General features: G+C 61.1%; 12 protein-coding genes and 1 pseudogene. 9 read left to right on the forward strand and 4 right to left on the reverse strand.

Annotation, left to right across the window (positions count from 1 at the left end; all coding sequences use genetic code 11):
* Positions 1 to 121: 121 nt before the first annotated feature.
* Entirely contained in the window at positions 122 to 3,034 is a 2,913-nt protein-coding gene (locus ACZ9BB_RS22530; protein ID WP_476216329.1) for an aminotransferase, read from the reverse strand.
* 123 nt (positions 3,035 to 3,157) lie between these two features.
* On the opposite strand from ACZ9BB_RS22530, the gene ACZ9BB_RS22535 reads away from it, so the two are divergent.
* From ACZ9BB_RS22535 to ACZ9BB_RS22555, 5 genes and pseudogenes are all read left to right on the forward strand, one after another.
* Positions 3,158 to 3,409, forward strand: a complete 252-nt coding sequence (locus ACZ9BB_RS22535; RefSeq protein ID WP_476216331.1) for a DUF3916 domain-containing protein — start codon at positions 3,158 to 3,160, stop codon at positions 3,407 to 3,409.
* A 139-nt stretch (positions 3,410 to 3,548) separates the two neighbouring features.
* Positions 3,549 to 4,094: a dTDP-4-dehydrorhamnose 3,5-epimerase gene (gene rfbC / locus ACZ9BB_RS22540; protein WP_476216333.1), complete on the forward strand. Its 546-nt coding sequence runs from the start codon at positions 3,549 to 3,551 to the stop codon at positions 4,092 to 4,094.
* Between the two features lie 106 nt (positions 4,095 to 4,200).
* Positions 4,201 to 6,009, forward strand: coding sequence for a sensor histidine kinase (locus tag ACZ9BB_RS22545; RefSeq protein WP_476216335.1), 1,809 nt, complete (start codon positions 4,201 to 4,203; stop codon positions 6,007 to 6,009).
* Positions 6,006 to 7,395, forward strand: a pseudogene (locus tag ACZ9BB_RS22550) (sigma-54-dependent transcriptional regulator). The gene ACZ9BB_RS22545 and the pseudogene ACZ9BB_RS22550 overlap by 4 nt, the downstream one beginning before the upstream one ends.
* A 40-nt stretch (positions 7,396 to 7,435) precedes the next feature.
* On the forward strand, positions 7,436 to 7,894 hold the full coding sequence (locus ACZ9BB_RS22555; RefSeq protein WP_476216337.1) for a YiiD C-terminal domain-containing protein: 459 nt from the start codon (positions 7,436 to 7,438) through the stop codon (positions 7,892 to 7,894).
* A 168-nt stretch (positions 7,895 to 8,062) separates the two neighbouring features.
* On the opposite strand, the gene cysQ is transcribed toward ACZ9BB_RS22555, so the two are convergent.
* Positions 8,063 to 8,896 carry a 3'(2'),5'-bisphosphate nucleotidase CysQ gene (cysQ, locus tag ACZ9BB_RS22560; RefSeq protein ID WP_476216339.1) on the reverse strand — a complete coding sequence of 278 codons (834 nt, stop codon included), beginning with the start codon at positions 8,894 to 8,896 and terminating at the stop codon, positions 8,063 to 8,065.
* Complete coding sequence (nudE, locus tag ACZ9BB_RS22565; protein WP_476216341.1) at positions 8,893 to 9,459, reverse strand: ADP compounds hydrolase NudE; 567 nt, start codon at positions 9,457 to 9,459, stop codon at positions 8,893 to 8,895. Before nudE ends, cysQ begins: the two co-directional genes overlap by 4 nt.
* A gap of 90 nt (positions 9,460 to 9,549) precedes the next feature.
* Here nudE and yrfG point away from each other — a divergent pair, with 90 nt between their 5' ends.
* Positions 9,550 to 10,212, forward strand: coding sequence for a GMP/IMP nucleotidase (yrfG, locus tag ACZ9BB_RS22570; protein ID WP_476216343.1), 663 nt, complete (start codon positions 9,550 to 9,552; stop codon positions 10,210 to 10,212).
* Positions 10,213 to 10,319: 107 nt separating this feature from the next.
* On the opposite strand, the gene lysM is transcribed toward yrfG, so the two are convergent.
* Positions 10,320 to 10,760 carry a peptidoglycan-binding protein LysM gene (lysM, locus tag ACZ9BB_RS22575; protein WP_007895228.1) on the reverse strand — a complete coding sequence of 147 codons (441 nt, stop codon included), beginning with the start codon at positions 10,758 to 10,760 and terminating at the stop codon, positions 10,320 to 10,322.
* Between the two features lie 137 nt (positions 10,761 to 10,897).
* On the opposite strand from lysM, the gene ACZ9BB_RS22580 reads away from it, so the two are divergent.
* The 3 genes from ACZ9BB_RS22580 to ACZ9BB_RS22590 all read left to right on the forward strand — a co-directional run bounded on the left by ACZ9BB_RS22580 (position 10,898) and on the right by ACZ9BB_RS22590 (position 15,063).
* Positions 10,898 to 11,785 (forward strand): LysR family transcriptional regulator, encoded by an 888-nt coding sequence (locus ACZ9BB_RS22580; protein ID WP_476216345.1) that lies wholly within the window; start codon positions 10,898 to 10,900, stop codon positions 11,783 to 11,785.
* Between the two features lie 93 nt (positions 11,786 to 11,878).
* Positions 11,879 to 12,718: a formate dehydrogenase accessory sulfurtransferase FdhD gene (gene fdhD, locus ACZ9BB_RS22585; RefSeq protein ID WP_476216346.1), complete on the forward strand. Its 840-nt coding sequence runs from the start codon at positions 11,879 to 11,881 to the stop codon at positions 12,716 to 12,718.
* Positions 12,715 to 15,063, forward strand: coding sequence for an FdhF/YdeP family oxidoreductase (locus tag ACZ9BB_RS22590; protein ID WP_476216348.1), 2,349 nt, complete (start codon positions 12,715 to 12,717; stop codon positions 15,061 to 15,063). Before fdhD ends, ACZ9BB_RS22590 begins: the two co-directional genes overlap by 4 nt.
* Positions 15,064 to 15,108 lie beyond the last annotated feature (45 nt).

Raw genomic sequence — 15,108 nt, forward strand, 5'->3', positions numbered from 1 at the left:
TAGCCGATAAAAATCGGCTTTTAAAGGGAAAAATATTCATTCCGTCTAAAAATATCCGCTTAAAGCCGATAACAATCGAATTTAACCACCATCCCTGCTCGCTCCCACAGGGGATAGGCGCTTACAGGTCCTCCGCGAGAACCTTCGACAGCATGTCGACAAAAAAATCCACGCTCTGCCGCGACGTGACCATCGGCGGTTTGATCTTGAGGATGTTGAGATAATCGCCAGTCGGCTGCATGAAGATCCCCAGCTCACGAAGGCGATCGCACAGTGCCGTGGTTTCTTCGGTCGCCGGCTCAAGGGTTTCGCGATTGCGGATCAACTCCACACCTAGATAGAAGCCGGAACCATGCACCGCGCCCACCAACGGATGCCGGTCGATCAGCGCTTCTAGACGCTCCTTGAAATACCCGCCAACGACTTGGGCGTTTTCCCAGAGTTTTTCCTCTTCCATCACATCCAGCACCGCCATGCCGATCCGGCAACTGACCGGGCTGCCACCGGCCGACGAGAAGAAATAACCCTCGGCCTCCAGGGCTTCGGCGATTTCCCGGCGAGTGATCACCGCGCCCAACGGTTGGCCGTTACCCATGCCCTTGGCCATGGTGATGATGTCCGGCACTACGCCCTGCTCTTCGAAGCCCCAGAAAAAGTTGCCCATGCGGCCGTAACCAACCTGCACCTCATCGGCGATGCAGACCCCGCCTTGAGCCCGGACCAGCGCATAGACCTGCTGCAAATAGCCCGGCGGCAGCGAGATACCACCGGCATTGCCGTACACCGGTTCGCAGATGAATCCGGCTAACTGGCGTTTCTGCTCGGCGATTTTCGCCAGGTTGTGTTCGACGCTGCGCACGTAGTCCGGCGCACTGCCCGGCCCGCGGAATTCGCCACGATAAGTGTTCGGCGCAGTCACCGGATGCACCCAATCGGGACGGCTGCTCAGAGCCTTGGGGTTGTCGGCAATCGAGGTCGAGACCGCATCCGCCGCCACCGACCAGCCGTGATAGGCCTCCAGCACACTGAGCATGTCGCGACCGCCGCTGTAGGCCCAGGCCAGACGGATCGCCAGGTCATTGGCCTCGGTGCCGCTATTGACCAGAAATACGCGATCCATGTTGTCCGGTGCCAGCTTCAGCAAGCGCTCGGAAAACTCGGCAATTGCCGCGTAGTGAAAACGTGAGTTGGTGTTGAGCAACGACCATTGCCGGCTGGCAACCGCGGCCATGCGCGGATGGCCATGACCCAGGACCGCGACGTTATTGAGCATGTCGAGGTAAGAGCGGCCCTGCATGTCGATCAGGTGATTGCGCCAACCGCGCTCGATACGCGGCGGGTCGACGTAATAGTGTTTTTGGGAACGAGCAAAACTGGCGTCCCGGCGGGCCAGCAACGTTTGCGGGTCAAGTTCTTCTTGCGCATCGCAGGCCAGGCCCAGCAACGCAGCAGGTGAAGGACACAATGCTTGCCAGGCTGCCGCACGCGAAGGCGTACAAAACAACGGCGCGTCGAGCTCAGCGCTTCGGCACAACTGCACGATCAACGGCCCGCTGACCGAACCCAACACCTGGCCCTTGACCAACGCCGCGCCACTGCGCACCGACGCAATCACACCCGACAACCGAACGCTCAGCTCTGGGCCGTCCAGTTGCAACAGGCCCTCCCCTTCGATATGGATGACCCCGGCAAACGGCGCTTCGACCGCTGTGCCGTCGGGCACTTGCAAGGCAACGTGCAACGGGAAAGTGTCCGGTTCGCTGGCGCTGTCCGGCTGGGTGCGGGACAGACGATACTGGCCATATCGACTGGCCGCCAAACCGTGAGCCGCGGCAGCTTCCATCAACAGGCGCAGATCGATCCCTTGCTGCTCCCAGTTACCCGCCTCGAAATGCGGGCTGAGCACGCCCAGATCGACCAACGCAAATTCACGCCCCACCAGGCTCGGCAGCAAGGGCGCGAAACCTTCGCTGTCGATGGCGGGCAGGGTCTGGCCGACGGCAGTCAAAATCGCCGCCTCCATCAATTCCAACGGTACCGAGGTGGCGACGCGGAAAATTTCCCACTCATGGGTCAGGTTGTCGCGACTGTACTCATTGCCTGGATCGATACTGACCTGCTGTTCGCCACTCAGAACCAACACCACCGAGCGGGCAACGATCAGCGGCCAGAGTGCGAGCAATTCTTCATGCTGCAACGGATTGACCGCGTGATAAGCCCAAACCGCCGGCAAAATGTAAAACGGATCGCCGTCGGCATGGTGCAGCAGCGCGGCGCAGGTCACCGACAGATCGGTGATCCGCCAGGTACGGACCAGATCGCCGAAATCGATAACGCCTTGCAACTGCCATTGGCGTTGCGCATCCCGCTGCCAAACCACGTTGTCGTCGGTGATGTCCATGTGAATTGCCTGCACCGGCAGCTTGTCCACCAAGGGCTGCAAATGGCGTTCGGCCTGTTCGGCTGCTTCAGCGATCAGCTTTCGTTGCGGCTCATCCTGGATTACCGGCAACAAATGAGCGATCAACGCGTTGGCGTGGCGGGCATCCCACTGCAGGGTGCGCTCAAGGCCCGGGTGATCGAAGCCGGCCAACGCCAGGTCCATTTCGCCGCAGAGCCGACCGAAACCGCTGACCACTGAATGCCCCAGGTGATCGAGATGCGTCAGGGACTGGCCATCGATGTAATCGAGCAGACGCACATGCACTGCCTGGCCGCCGACATCCAGAGAAAGCAGCTCTGCACCGTTTTTGGCAGGAATCACTCGCGGCACCTGCACGCCAGGGAGTTCCGCCAGATGCTTGAGCCCGGCGTGCTGGGCTTGCAGCTCCAGCACCGAATAATCGCCACGGCAGATTTTCAGGACGAAACGCCCCTGTTCGCTATCGACGCGGTAGTTGAGATCCTGCTGGCTACCCAGCGCCTGCAACCGCCCGCTCAGCCCGTAATGCTCCTCCAGCAGCTCTAGTGCTTGCGTCGCAGACACTTGCGGGCTGGGCAGACTGGCGCGGTGAATCAACGTGGCGAGCGGCATACAACGACCCCTGAAAGTTTTATTTGGCGCTTATATCGCCATTGCTGGGGGCGATACGCAACCCCCTTATAACCCGGTCAGGGGGTTGGCATTGGGGGTGGTTTCCGGTCAGCGATTACCCAGATGAAAGTCGCGGTCATTTGCCTACCAGACATGTTCACCAGTGAAATCTGCATTTATACCCATTTGGACTACCACCGAGGTCATATCCCGCCAATCGACAGCGAGCACTGCCAAACTGATAAAAGCCTCGCAACTGAATGGGGCCTCGTCCTACCGGACGGGATGAAGGAAAGAGGATTGCGCTATACCTCTGAAGATTGCGACGGGCAGCCTTATGAGACCGAGCAGTGGTATTTCGGTGAGGTCGATTAATGGGTGAGGGATCGCCGTTTTTTACTAATGGGACGCAGCGTCCTTCAGGATTTTATCGCCTGAACCACCGCACCACTCGCGCCCGCCGCCACTTTACGTAAGAATGTCGGCCATCAATGCCTATTGCCGGAGAAACACCATGAATGTAGTCACCACCGACCTGCCCGGTGTTCTGATCATCGAACCCAAGGTATTTGGTGACGAGCGCGGCTTCTTCTATGAGAGCTTCAACGCCAAGGCTTTTGAAGAAGCAACCGGCCTGAACACCCAATTCGTTCAGGACAACCATTCCCGCTCGCAAAAAGGCGTACTGCGCGGCTTGCATTACCAGCTGGAGAACACTCAGGGCAAACTGGTCCGAGTCACCGCTGGCGAAGTGCTGGATGTGGCGGTGGACATTCGCCGCAGCTCGCCGCATTTCGGCAAATGGGTGGCAGTGCGCCTGTCCGCCGACAACCATCGCCAACTCTGGGTACCGGAAGGTTTCGCCCACGGTTTCGTGGTACTGAGTGAGTTCGCCGAGTTCCTCTACAAAACCACCGACTACTACACCCCGTCGGCCGAGCGCAGCATTCGCTGGGACGACCCGGAGCTGGGCATTGACTGGCAACTGGATGAAGCACCGAAGCTGTCCGCCAAGGATCAGTCCGCTGCGTTCTTCAAGGACGCCGAAGTCTTTTCCTGAATGCCTGTGTGAATCTTCACCGCCAGTGCGCACTTGATCCAGGGTGCGCAGACTGCGCACGCAAGCCTAGGCATAATGCGTCTGTACCCACAGGCGCTTGATGCTCATGACACTGACTCTCCCCCGCAGACCCCGCTGGCGCAGCTTGGCCCTGCTCGCGCTGTGCCTGGCGCCCTTGCTGTGGCCGCTGGAACATCTGGCCGAGCGTTACTACCGCAGCGAACTGGCCGGGCAGAACCGTCAGACCCTCGACCTCTATGTTGCCAACCTGCTGGGCACCCTGCACCGCTATGAAGTGCTGCCGCAGATTCTCGGCGAGCTGCCCGCCCTGCGCGCGACATTGGGCGCCCCCGATGAGGGTGTGGTTCAAGGTAATGCCAATCGCCTGCTGAAACACATCAGTGCCCAGACCGGCGCCGAAGTGATGTACCTGATGGACACCACCGGCAAGACCCTGGCGGCCTCCAACTGGGACAAACATGACAGCTTCGTCGGCCGCAACTTCGCCTTCCGCCCTTATTTCAGCGAAGCCATGGCCGGGCACCTGGGACGCTTCTTCGGCCTGGGCACCACCTCGGCCAAGCGCGGTTACTTCTTCGCCGCGCCGGTGCATGATCGTGAAAAAATCATCGGCGTACTGGTGGTCAAGGTCGACCTCGATCACACCGAAAGCCTTTGGGGTAAAACCCCGGAACAACTGCTGGTGACTGACCATAACGGCGTGGTCATTCTCACATCGCGGCCAGAGTGGCGCTTTCGCTCGACCCGTCCGTTGAGTGATGAAGAGAACAAGGCCGTCGCCGCGATTCAACCCTATCCGACCCGTGACCCCAAGCCGTTGAGTCTCGACGCCAACGCCTGGTTGACCCAAACCCGGCAGATCGAAGAGACCGGCTGGAGCGTCAGTATCCTTGCGCCGCGCACCTTGATCGATCGCCCGGTACGCACGGTCGTGGCCATCGGTGGCGCAACGCTGCTGGTATTAATGCTGCTGCTCGGCCTGATGATGCAACGCCGACGCCATTATCTGGACCGGATCGCCTTCGAAGCCAAGGCCCGCCATGAACTGGAAGGCCGTGTCGCCGAACGGACCAGCGACCTCGAAGGCCTCAACCGTCGACTGAAACAGGAAGTGCTGGAGCGCGAACATGCCCAGCAGGAACTGGTACGCGCCCAGGATGACTTGGTGCAGGCCGGCAAGCTCTCGGCGCTGGGGACGATGTCGGCCAGCATCAGCCATGAACTCAACCAACCGCTGGCGGCGATCCGCAGCTACGCCGAAAACGCCGAAGTGCTGCTCGACCATCAACGCACCGAGGATGCACGCGGCAACCTCAAGTTGATCAGCGAACTGACCGGGCGCATGGCTTCGATCATCGCCCATCTGCGCGCCTTCGCCCGACGTGATCGCCACGCCCCGGAAAGCGTGGCCCTGCAACCGGCGCTGGACGACGCGCTGGCGTTGCTGGCCAAGCGCCGACGGAGCATGGAAGTCGAGCTGATCCGTGACCTGCCGGCCGCCACCCTATGGGTCGAGGCCGGGGAAACCCGCTTGCGCCAAGTGTTGGGCAACCTGCTGGCCAATGCCCTTGATGCCCTGACGGAAAAAGGCCCGCCGCGTAAACTCTGGTTGAGTGCCGAATCCACTGCCGACGGCGTCAACCTGTACATTCGCGACAACGGCCCCGGGTTCTGCCTGGAAGCGCTGGGTCGTGCCGGCGAGCCCTTCTATACCACCAAGACCCGCACTCAGGGGCTTGGGCTGGGGCTGGCGATCTGCGACACCCTGATGCGCGCCTTCGGTGGTGAACTGTCGTTCTCCAACCACAAGGAAGGCGGCGCCCTGATTACCCTGAAGCTGCGCGCAGGCGCGCCGGGTGTGAGCCTGCAACCGTCCGAGGACCGAAGTGCATGACCATCGACAACCGCATCCAGGTCGTGTTGATCGACGACGATCCCCACCTGCGCCAAGCCCTGAGCCAGACCCTGGACCTGGCCGGCCTGAAGATCCTGCCGCTTGCTGAAGCCAAAGGCCTGGCCGGGCAACTGGAGCGCGACTGGCCGGGCGTGGTGGTCAGTGACATCCGCATGCCGGGCATGGACGGCCTCGAACTGCTGACCGAAACTTCACGCCCTGGACCCGGAGCTGCCCGTGCTGCTGATCACCGGCCACGGCGATGTGCCGCTGGCCGTTCAAGCCATGCGCGCCGGGGCTTATGACTTTCTGGAAAAACCTTTCGCCAGCGACGCCCTGCTCGACAGCGTGCGCCGTGCCCTGGACCTGCGCCGGCTGGTGCTGGACAACCGCAGCTTGCGTCTGGCCTTGAGCGATCGCAACGCGCTGAGCGCTCGACTGGTCGGGCAATCGGCGCCGATGCTGCGCCTGCGCGAGCAGATCGGGGCCCTGGCGGCGACCAAGGCTGACGTGCTGATCCTCGGCGAAACCGGCGCGGGTAAAGAAGTGGTGGCTCGCGCGCTGCACGATTTGTCGAGTCGGCGTAACGGCCCGTTCGTGGCAATCAACGCTGGAGCCCTGGCCGAATCGGTGGTGGAAAGCGAGCTGTTTGGCCACGAACCCGGCGCGTTTACCGGCGCGCAGAAGCGCCGTATCGGCAAGTTCGAATTCGCCAACGGCGGCACGTTGTTCCTCGATGAAATCGAAAGCATGAGTCTGGACGTGCAGGTGAAATTGCTGCGCTTGCTGCAAGAGCGGGTCGTCGAACGCTTGGGCGGCAATCAGTTAATCCCGCTGGACATCCGCATCATCGCCGCCACCAAGGAAGACCTGCGCCAATCCGCCGATCAGGGCCGCTTCCGTGCCGACTTGTATTACCGCCTGAACGTCGCGCCGTTGCGCATTCCGCCACTGCGCGAGCGGGGCGAGGATGCGCTGGTGCTGTTCCAGCATTTTGCCGACGAAGCCAGCACCCGCCACGGCTTGCCGCCCCACGAATTGCAACCGGGCCAACGGGCGCTGCTATTGCGTCACAGCTGGCCAGGCAACGTGCGGGAACTGCAGAACGCCGCCGAGCGCTTTGCCCTGGGTCTGGAGCTGGCACTGGACGCGCCGGATGGCGGTGCCGGCACCACGGTTGAAGTGGTCAGCGGTGGCCTGAGCGAGCAAGTCGAGAATTTCGAGAAGAGCCTGATTGCCGCCGAACTGGCGCGCTCGCACAGCTCTGTGCGCAGCCTCGCCGAAGCGCTCGGCATTCCGCGCAAAACCTTGCACGACAAACTGCGCAAGCATGGCCTGAACTTCGCCGACAGCGGTACCAGCAGCCACACCGACGACCTTGATTGAGCTACCGTAAAACCATCCTCTTCAAATAAAAGGCCCGCGAATGAACCGCGACAGTCGTCACCTGGAATCGATCCTCCATTCCGACATCCCCCTCACACGGGACATGGGCCTCAAAGTGCTCGACTGGCACGATCAACAACTGCGCCTGCACCTGCCGCTTGCGGCCAACGTCAATCACAAGAGCACCATGTTCGGCGGCAGCCTGTATTGCGGCGCGGTGCTGGCAGGCTGGGGCTGGCTGCATTTGCGCTTGCGTGAAGAAGGCATCATCGAAGACGGGCACATCGTGATTCAGGAAGGACAGATCAGTTATCCACTACCGGTCAATACAGACGCGACGGCGATTTGCCAGGCACCGAGTGCGGCTGTGTGGAGGAAGTTTCTGGCGATGTATCAACGCTATGGCCGGGCACGGTTGACACTGCATTCGCGGATTGTGAATGCCGGGAGTGAAGAAGATGCGGTGAAATTCGTGGGGCAGTACGTGCTGCACCGCTAGGCGTCAGGGCCAACGCAAACCCTGTGGCGAGGGGGCTTGCCCCCGTTCGGCCGCGCAGCGGTCGCCATTCAGACAATGGGGGGTAACTGATATTTCGCGGTGGCTGGACTTGGGGCCGCTGCGCAGCCCAACGGGGGCAAGCCCCCTCGCCACAGGGGTACGGCGTACTCAGGAACGTGCGAGTTTCAGCAGCTTCTCCCGCCAAGCCGCCTTGGCCGGCAACGCCAGGAAAAACCCGTTCAACAACGACTCCCGCGCCGGATAACAGAACGGCTCACCGCTCAAATCCAGCACTTCACCGCCCGCGCCTTCCAGCACACCTTGGGCAGCGGCCGTGTCCCACTGCGACGTCGGTGCCAATCGCGGATAACAATCCGCCGCCCCTTCCGCCAGCAGGCAAAATTTCAGCGAACTGCCGATGTTCGCCAGTTGCAGCTCACCCAAGCTGTCGCTCAACCCCGCGAGCAATCGTTCTTGCTCAGGGCTCGAATGCCGACGACTGGCGACCACCGTGAAAGCCTCACCCGCAGCCGGCACCTCACGAACCTGAATCGGCAACGGCTCGGCGCCTTTATCGCCACGCCAGGCACCCAACCCGGCACCGCCGACATAAAACCGCCCGTTGGTCGGCATCGACACCACGCCGAACACCACACGCCCCTGCTCGATCAGCGCAATGTTCACGGTGAACTCTTCGCTGCCAGAGATAAACTCCTTGGTCCCGTCCAGCGGGTCGACCAGCCACCAGCGCTGCCAGCCGGCGCGAATGCCCTGGGGAATGTTGGCGTCCTCTTCCGACAACACCGGAATGCTCGGATCCAGCGCCGTCAGCCCGGCCAGAATCACATGGTGAGCAGCCATGTCAGCCGCCGTGACCGGGGAATCATCGGACTTTGCAGTTACGGCAACGTTGACCCGCCAGAACGGCAAGATCGCTTCGCCCGCCTTCAAAGCCAGTTCAACGACTGGCGCCATCAACGGATGGGGAAAATTCGAATTCACGGTAAAAACACCCCACGCTGAGTCAGTAAGTCACGGGCCAGATATAGCGCCGCCAAGGCACGGCCCTCGGTGAATCGCGGGTTCTGCGCCAGGGCCGACAATTCACGCAGGTTGATCTTGTCCACGCCCATCGGCTCGGGCTCGTCGCCCTCCAAACGTTCTTCGTACAGATCAGTGGCCAGCACCACCTGGATCTTCTGGCTCATGTAGCCAGGTGACAACGACAACTCGGTCAGATGTTCCAACTGCCGCGCGCCAAACCCGGCCTCTTCCTTGAGCTCCCGCTCGGCCGCCGCCAGCACATCTTCGCCCGGCTCGATCAAGCCTTTGGGCAGGGACAGTTCATAGGCATCAGTGCCGCCGCAGTATTCCTCCACCAGCACCGCGTGGTCCGCGTCGAGCATCGCCACGATCATCACCGCGCCATAACCTGCGCCCTTGCCGACCAAGCGCTCGTAAGTACGCTCCACGCCATTGGAAAAGCGCAGCTTCAGCTCTTCGACACAGAACAAACGGCTGGTGGCGACGATCTCGCGAGCGAGTACGGTGGGTTTCTGGCGCATAGAAAGCTCCTTGGCGTGAACGCGTTACTATACCCGGCCTATCCTGATTGTTTACCTCGGATATCTTTTTTACCGCTGGAGAAGTTTTTTATGTCCCTGCTGCCCTGGCACGACATCGATACCGTTCTGCTGGACATGGACGGCACGCTGCTGGACCTGCATTACGACAACCATTTCTGGATGGAGCATCTTCCAAAGCGTTATGCCGAGCTGCATGGGGTGAGCCAGGCCATGGCGGAGCTGGAATTGCAGCCGCTGTTCGAACGCAATGCCGGACAGCTGCAGTGGTACTGCCTGGATTTCTGGAGCGCCGAGCTGAAACTGCCAGTGCGCGAGTTGAAACTGGAAACCGCGCACCTGATCGCCCTGCGTCCGGATGCGGACACTTTTCTGGCAGCGATCAAACAAGCCGGCAAGCGCGTGGTACTGATCACCAACGCCCACCGCGACTCACTGTCATTGAAGCTGGAAAGAATTGAACTGGCGCCGTATTTCGAGCGGTTGATCAGTTCTCACGATTACGGTTTCGCCAAGGAAAACCCGCAATTCTGGGATGCCTTGCGGGCCGACATTGGCTTCGACCCGGCGCGCAGTCTGTTTATCGACGACACCTTGCCGATCCTGCGCAGTGCTCGCAATTTTGGCGTGGCGCATCTGTTGGCCGTAAGTGAGCCGGACAGTCGCAAAGGGCCAAAGGACACGGCCGAGTTTGCGGCGGTGGGGGATTATCGGGAGCTCATCACAGGGCTCTAGCCTGTGGCGAGGGGGCTTGCCCCCGTTGGGTCGCGAAGCGGCCCCAAAATCCTTGCGACTGCTTCGCAGCCGAACGGGGGCAAGCCCCCTCGCCACAGATCTGCGGGTTACTCAGGAATCCGCAACACCTGCCCCGGATAGATCTTGTCCGGGTGCGACAGCATTGGTTTGTTGGCCTCGAAGATTTTGTTGTACTTATTGGCGTCGCCGTACTCTGCCTTGGAAATCGCGCTGAGGGTGTCGCCCTTTTTCACCGTAACGAAGCGAGCGGCCTTCGCCACCGGCCCGGTCACCGTGATTTGGTCATCCACGCTACCGACACCAGCAATATTGCCCACGGCCAGCAGAATCTTTTCCTTCTCCTCCTGGCTCCCCACTTCACCGGTGACGATGACTTTGTCGCCCTCGATGGTCGCCTGAACATTCGGGTTACCCAGGCCGACCTTGCTGATGTGTTCCTTCAATTGTTCGCTGGCATTGGCATTACCAGGCGTCAGCAGATCAATAAGTTTTTCGCCTGCTTCTTTCACAAAGCTAAAAATACTCATGGTGCGCTCTCCTTGGGATTTGGGTTCCAGACGCCAAAGACTAGACCAGCCTTCAAAAGCCCGGTTCCCAACCGACCAATGACCCAACCCCGTGCAGGCGGTAGAATCACGCACCTTGCCCGCGCCCTGGAGCGAAGATGGACATCAAGCAGCTCAAATTCCTCATCGCGCTCGACGAAACCCGGCACTTCGGCCAGGCTGCCGCGCGTTGCCACATCACCCAGCCAACGCTGTCCATGCGCCTGCGCAGTCTCGAAGAAGAGCTCGAACTGCCGCTGGTCAACCGTGGCCAACGCTTCGAAGGTTTCACCGCACCAGGCGAGCGTGTGCTGGCGTGGGCGCGCACGGTACTCGCGGCCTACGACGGTTTGCAGGCCGAAGCGGCAGCCTGTCGCGGCAACCTCGTGGGTACGTTGCGTCTGGGGGTGGTGCCGTTGTCGAGTTTCGACCCGGTGCCGCTGATGCAACGCCTGCATGCCGAACACCCGAACCTGCGCTTCGAGCTCTCGGCCCTGAGTTCCGAACAGATCCTCGAACAACTGGCGAATAACCGTCTGGACCTCGGCGTATCGTACCTGGAGCATCTGGACGGCGAGCGCTTCGACTCCCTGGCGTTCAGCGAAACCCGTATGGGCCTGCTCTACGATCAGCGCTTTTTCAGTTTCGGCGAGGCGCCGCTGAGCTGGGAATCGCTGATCGAACTGCCTCTGGGCATGCTCACCAGCGGCATGCATTTTCGCCAATCCATCGACCATAACTTCCACAGCCGTGGCCTGACCCCACAGCCGTTGCTGCAAACCGACGCGGTGCACCAATTGTTACAAGCGGTACACGGCGGCCTCTGCTGTGCGGTGATGCCATTGGACAGTGGCCTCGAAAACCTCACCGATCACTTGCGCCTGCAACCGGTAGAAAGCGCCCAAACCCTTGCACGGCTGGGGCTGATCATGCGTCGCAGCGCACCGCGTTCGGCGCTCGCAGAAGCCTGTTTCACGATTTATCAGCAATCACTGACGGGCTCTTGATCGACCTCATCTATCGACAGATCAGTAATAGCAATTAGACGCGACATGTTGACGCGCCTAGGCTTAAAGCTACCAAACCGTCGGTGATGCCTAATGAACGCCAAGCGCCCTGCCCGCGCGGCGCCTGCTCTTGAAACGCCAGCGCCCGCCGCAAGCCAGACATACAGTTACTGCGATCTTCAATATTCCGAATCGGCCAGCACCGCGCTGGCCGAGGAAGTCGCGTTGGCGATCGCCTACAACGGCATCAGCCAGGCGGTCATGTTGGTGACGCCGACAGATCTTGAAGACTTCATTGTCGGCTTCAGCCTCGGCAGCGGCATCATCGAAGACGCTTCAGACATCTACGACTTGCAACTCAGCGGCTCGGGGTCGGCGCAATACGCGCAAGTGACTATCGCCAACCGCGCCTTCTGGAACCTCAAGCAGCAGCGTCGGCAATTGGCCGGCACCAGCGGTTGCGGGCTCTGTGGCGTGGAAGCGGTGGAGCAAGCGCTACCCGATCTCAAAGTACTGCCCGGCGCCCCACTGCCTCCGGCCGAATGGCTGGACGGACTGCGCCATCGCATCGGCGAATTCCAGCCTCTGGGCCAGCATTGCGGAGCGGTGCATGCGGCTGTGTTCATGAACGGCAATGGCGAATTGCTGCTGGGCCGCGAAGACATCGGCCGGCACAACGCCCTCGACAAGCTGATCGGCGGGCTGATCCGCCAGAAAATCCCGACCACCGATGGCCTGGCGATTGTCACCAGCCGTTGCAGCCTCGAACTGATCCAGAAAGTTTTGCGCGCCGGCATCCAGACCCTGGTCAGCCTGTCGTCGCCCACGGGCCTTGCCGTGCAATGGGCCCGCCGACACAACCTCAATCTCATCCACCTGCCGCAGAAAAGTGCGCCGCGGGTCTACAGCCCTGCGACGGAGAATCAAGCGTGAGCCAACACCAACAAGCCGACCAGAAACCAACCCCTCGTTATAAGCCTTACAAAGGCCCGGCCGGTGGCTGGGGCGCGCTGATCAGCGTCGCTCACGCCTGGTTGACCAGCGATAATGCGCTGAAAAACCTGCGCATCATGCTCAAGACCAACCAGAACGGCGGCTTCGACTGCCCAGGTTGCGCTTGGGGCGACTCTCCGGAAAAGGGCATGGTGATGTTCTGCGAGAACGGCGCCAAAGCGGTGAATTGGGAAGCGACCAAACGCCGTGTCGACAGCGCGTTCTTCGCCAAACACAGTGTCAGCGCCCTGTTGGAGCAGAGCGACTACTGGCTCGAGTACCAGGGCCGTTTGACCGAGCCGATGAGCTACGACGCCGAAACCGATCGTTACAAACCGATCAGCTGGGAAGCCGCCTTCGCCCTGATCGGCAAACACCTGCAAGGGCTGTCGAGCCCGAACCAGGCCGAGTTCTACACCTCGGGCCGTGCCAGCAACGAAGCGGCGTTCCTCTATCAGTTGTTCGTGCGCGCCTATGGCACCAACAATTTCCCCGACTGCTCGAACATGTGCCACGAAGCCAGCGGTGTTGCGTTGGCGCAGAGCGTTGGCGTCGGCAAAGGCACGGTGACCTTCGACGACTTCGAACACGCCGATGCGATTTTCGTCTGGGGCCAGAACCCTGGCACCAATCACCCGCGGATGCTCGAACCGCTGCGCGAAGCGGTGAAACGCGGCGCTCAGGTGGTGTGCATCAACCCGTTGAAAGAGCGTGGCCTGGAACGCTTCCAGCACCCGCAGCATCCGTTGGAAATGCTCACCAACGGCGACAAGCCGACCAACACCGCGTACTTCCGTCCGGCATTGGGCGGCGACATGGCGATCATGCGCGGCATGGCCAAGTTCCTGCTGCAATGGGAACGCGATGCGCAGAAGGCCGGCGACCCGGCGGTGTTCGATCACGACTTCCTTAATGAACACGCGGTCAACGTACTGGAATACATAGGTGCCATCGACGACACCCCATGGGAGCAGATTGTCCAGCAGTCCGGCCTGACCCTGGTGGAAATCGAGCAAGCGGCGCGCATGTATGCCAAAGGCAAGAACGTGATCATGTGCTGGGCCATGGGCATTACCCAGCATCGTCATTCGGTGGCGACCATCCAGGAAATCGCCAACCTGATGCTGCTGCGCGGCAACATCGGCCGGCCGGGTGCCGGTCTGTGCCCGGTGCGTGGCCACAGCAACGTGCAAGGCGACCGGACGATGGGCATCAACGAGTGTCCGCCGGTGGCGTTCCTCGACGCCCTGGAGCGGCGCTTCCAGTTCAAGGTGCCGCGGGAAAACGGTCACAACGTGGTCGAGGCGATTCACGCCATGGCCGACGGCCGCTCGAAAGTCTTCATCGGCCTGGGCGGCAACTTCGCCCAGGCCACCCCGGACAGCAAGCGTACCTTCCAGGCCCTGAGCAATTGCGACCTGACGGTGCAGATCAGCACCAAGCTCAACCGCAGTCATTTGGCCCACGGTAAAGAGGCGCTGATCCTGCCGTGCCTGGGCCGTACCGACATTGATATCCAGACCGAAGGCGCCCAAGCGGTGACAGTGGAAGACTCCTTCAGCATGGTCCACGCCTCCAACGGCCAGTTGCAGCCACTGTCGAACCAGATGCGTTCGGAACCTGCGATCATCGCCGGCATCGCCGCCGCGACCCTGGGCAACCAACCGGTGGACTGGAACTGGCTGGTGGCCGATTACAGCCGCATTCGCGACCTGATCGCCGACACCATCCCGGGCTTCCGGGACTTCAACGAGAAAGTCCAGAACCCGGGCGGTTTCTATCTGGGCAACAGCGCCGGTGCTCGCCGCTGGAACACTTTGTCGGGCCGGGCCAATTTCCGCCCGAACATCCTGCCCAAAGATTTGGTGCACGAACGCACACGCGCCACTGGCGTGCTGCCAGACCTGATCATGCAGTCGATGCGCTCCCACGATCAGTACAACACCACCATTTATGGCCTCAACGACCGATATCGCGGGGTGAAAGGCCAGCGGGACGTGCTGTTCGTCAATGAGGCCGACATCATTCGCCTGGGCTTCAAACCGGGGCAGAAGGCTGACATCGTGTCGATCTGGGATGATGGCCGTGAGCGTCGAGTGAAAGGCTTTACGCTGCTGGCGTTTGATATTCCTGCCGGGCAAGCGGCGGCTTACTATCCGGAAGTGAACCCGCTGGTGCCGCTGGAAAGCACCGGGGATGGCAGCCATACGCCGACGTCGAAGTTTGTGGCGATCCGCCTGGAAGCGGCGAGTGAGACTGGGCTGATCATGGCCAAGTCGGCTTAAAGCCCCCCTGTGGCGAGGGAGCTTGCTCCCGCTGGGCTGCGCAGC

Source organism: Pseudomonas sp. TE3552 (assembly GCF_056278945.1).

Bases quoted from the DNA above. Each gene is read 5' to 3' on its own strand.
- ACZ9BB_RS22530 (WP_476216329.1), bottom strand. From the start codon at position 3,034: ATGCCGCTCGCCACGTTGATTCACCGCGCCAGTCTGCCCAGCCCGCAA.
- ACZ9BB_RS22535 (WP_476216331.1), top strand. From the start codon at position 3,158: ATGAAAGTCGCGGTCATTTGCCTACCAGACATGTTCACCAGTGAAATC.
- rfbC (WP_476216333.1), top strand. From the start codon at position 3,549: ATGAATGTAGTCACCACCGACCTGCCCGGTGTTCTGATCATCGAACCC.
- ACZ9BB_RS22545 (WP_476216335.1), top strand. From the start codon at position 4,201: ATGACACTGACTCTCCCCCGCAGACCCCGCTGGCGCAGCTTGGCCCTG.
- ACZ9BB_RS22555 (WP_476216337.1), top strand. From the start codon at position 7,436: ATGAACCGCGACAGTCGTCACCTGGAATCGATCCTCCATTCCGACATC.
- nudE (WP_476216341.1), bottom strand. From the start codon at position 9,459: ATGCGCCAGAAACCCACCGTACTCGCTCGCGAGATCGTCGCCACCAGC.
- yrfG (WP_476216343.1), top strand. From the start codon at position 9,550: ATGTCCCTGCTGCCCTGGCACGACATCGATACCGTTCTGCTGGACATG.
- lysM (WP_007895228.1), bottom strand. From the start codon at position 10,760: ATGAGTATTTTTAGCTTTGTGAAAGAAGCAGGCGAAAAACTTATTGAT.
- ACZ9BB_RS22580 (WP_476216345.1), top strand. From the start codon at position 10,898: ATGGACATCAAGCAGCTCAAATTCCTCATCGCGCTCGACGAAACCCGG.
- fdhD (WP_476216346.1), top strand. From the start codon at position 11,879: ATGAACGCCAAGCGCCCTGCCCGCGCGGCGCCTGCTCTTGAAACGCCA.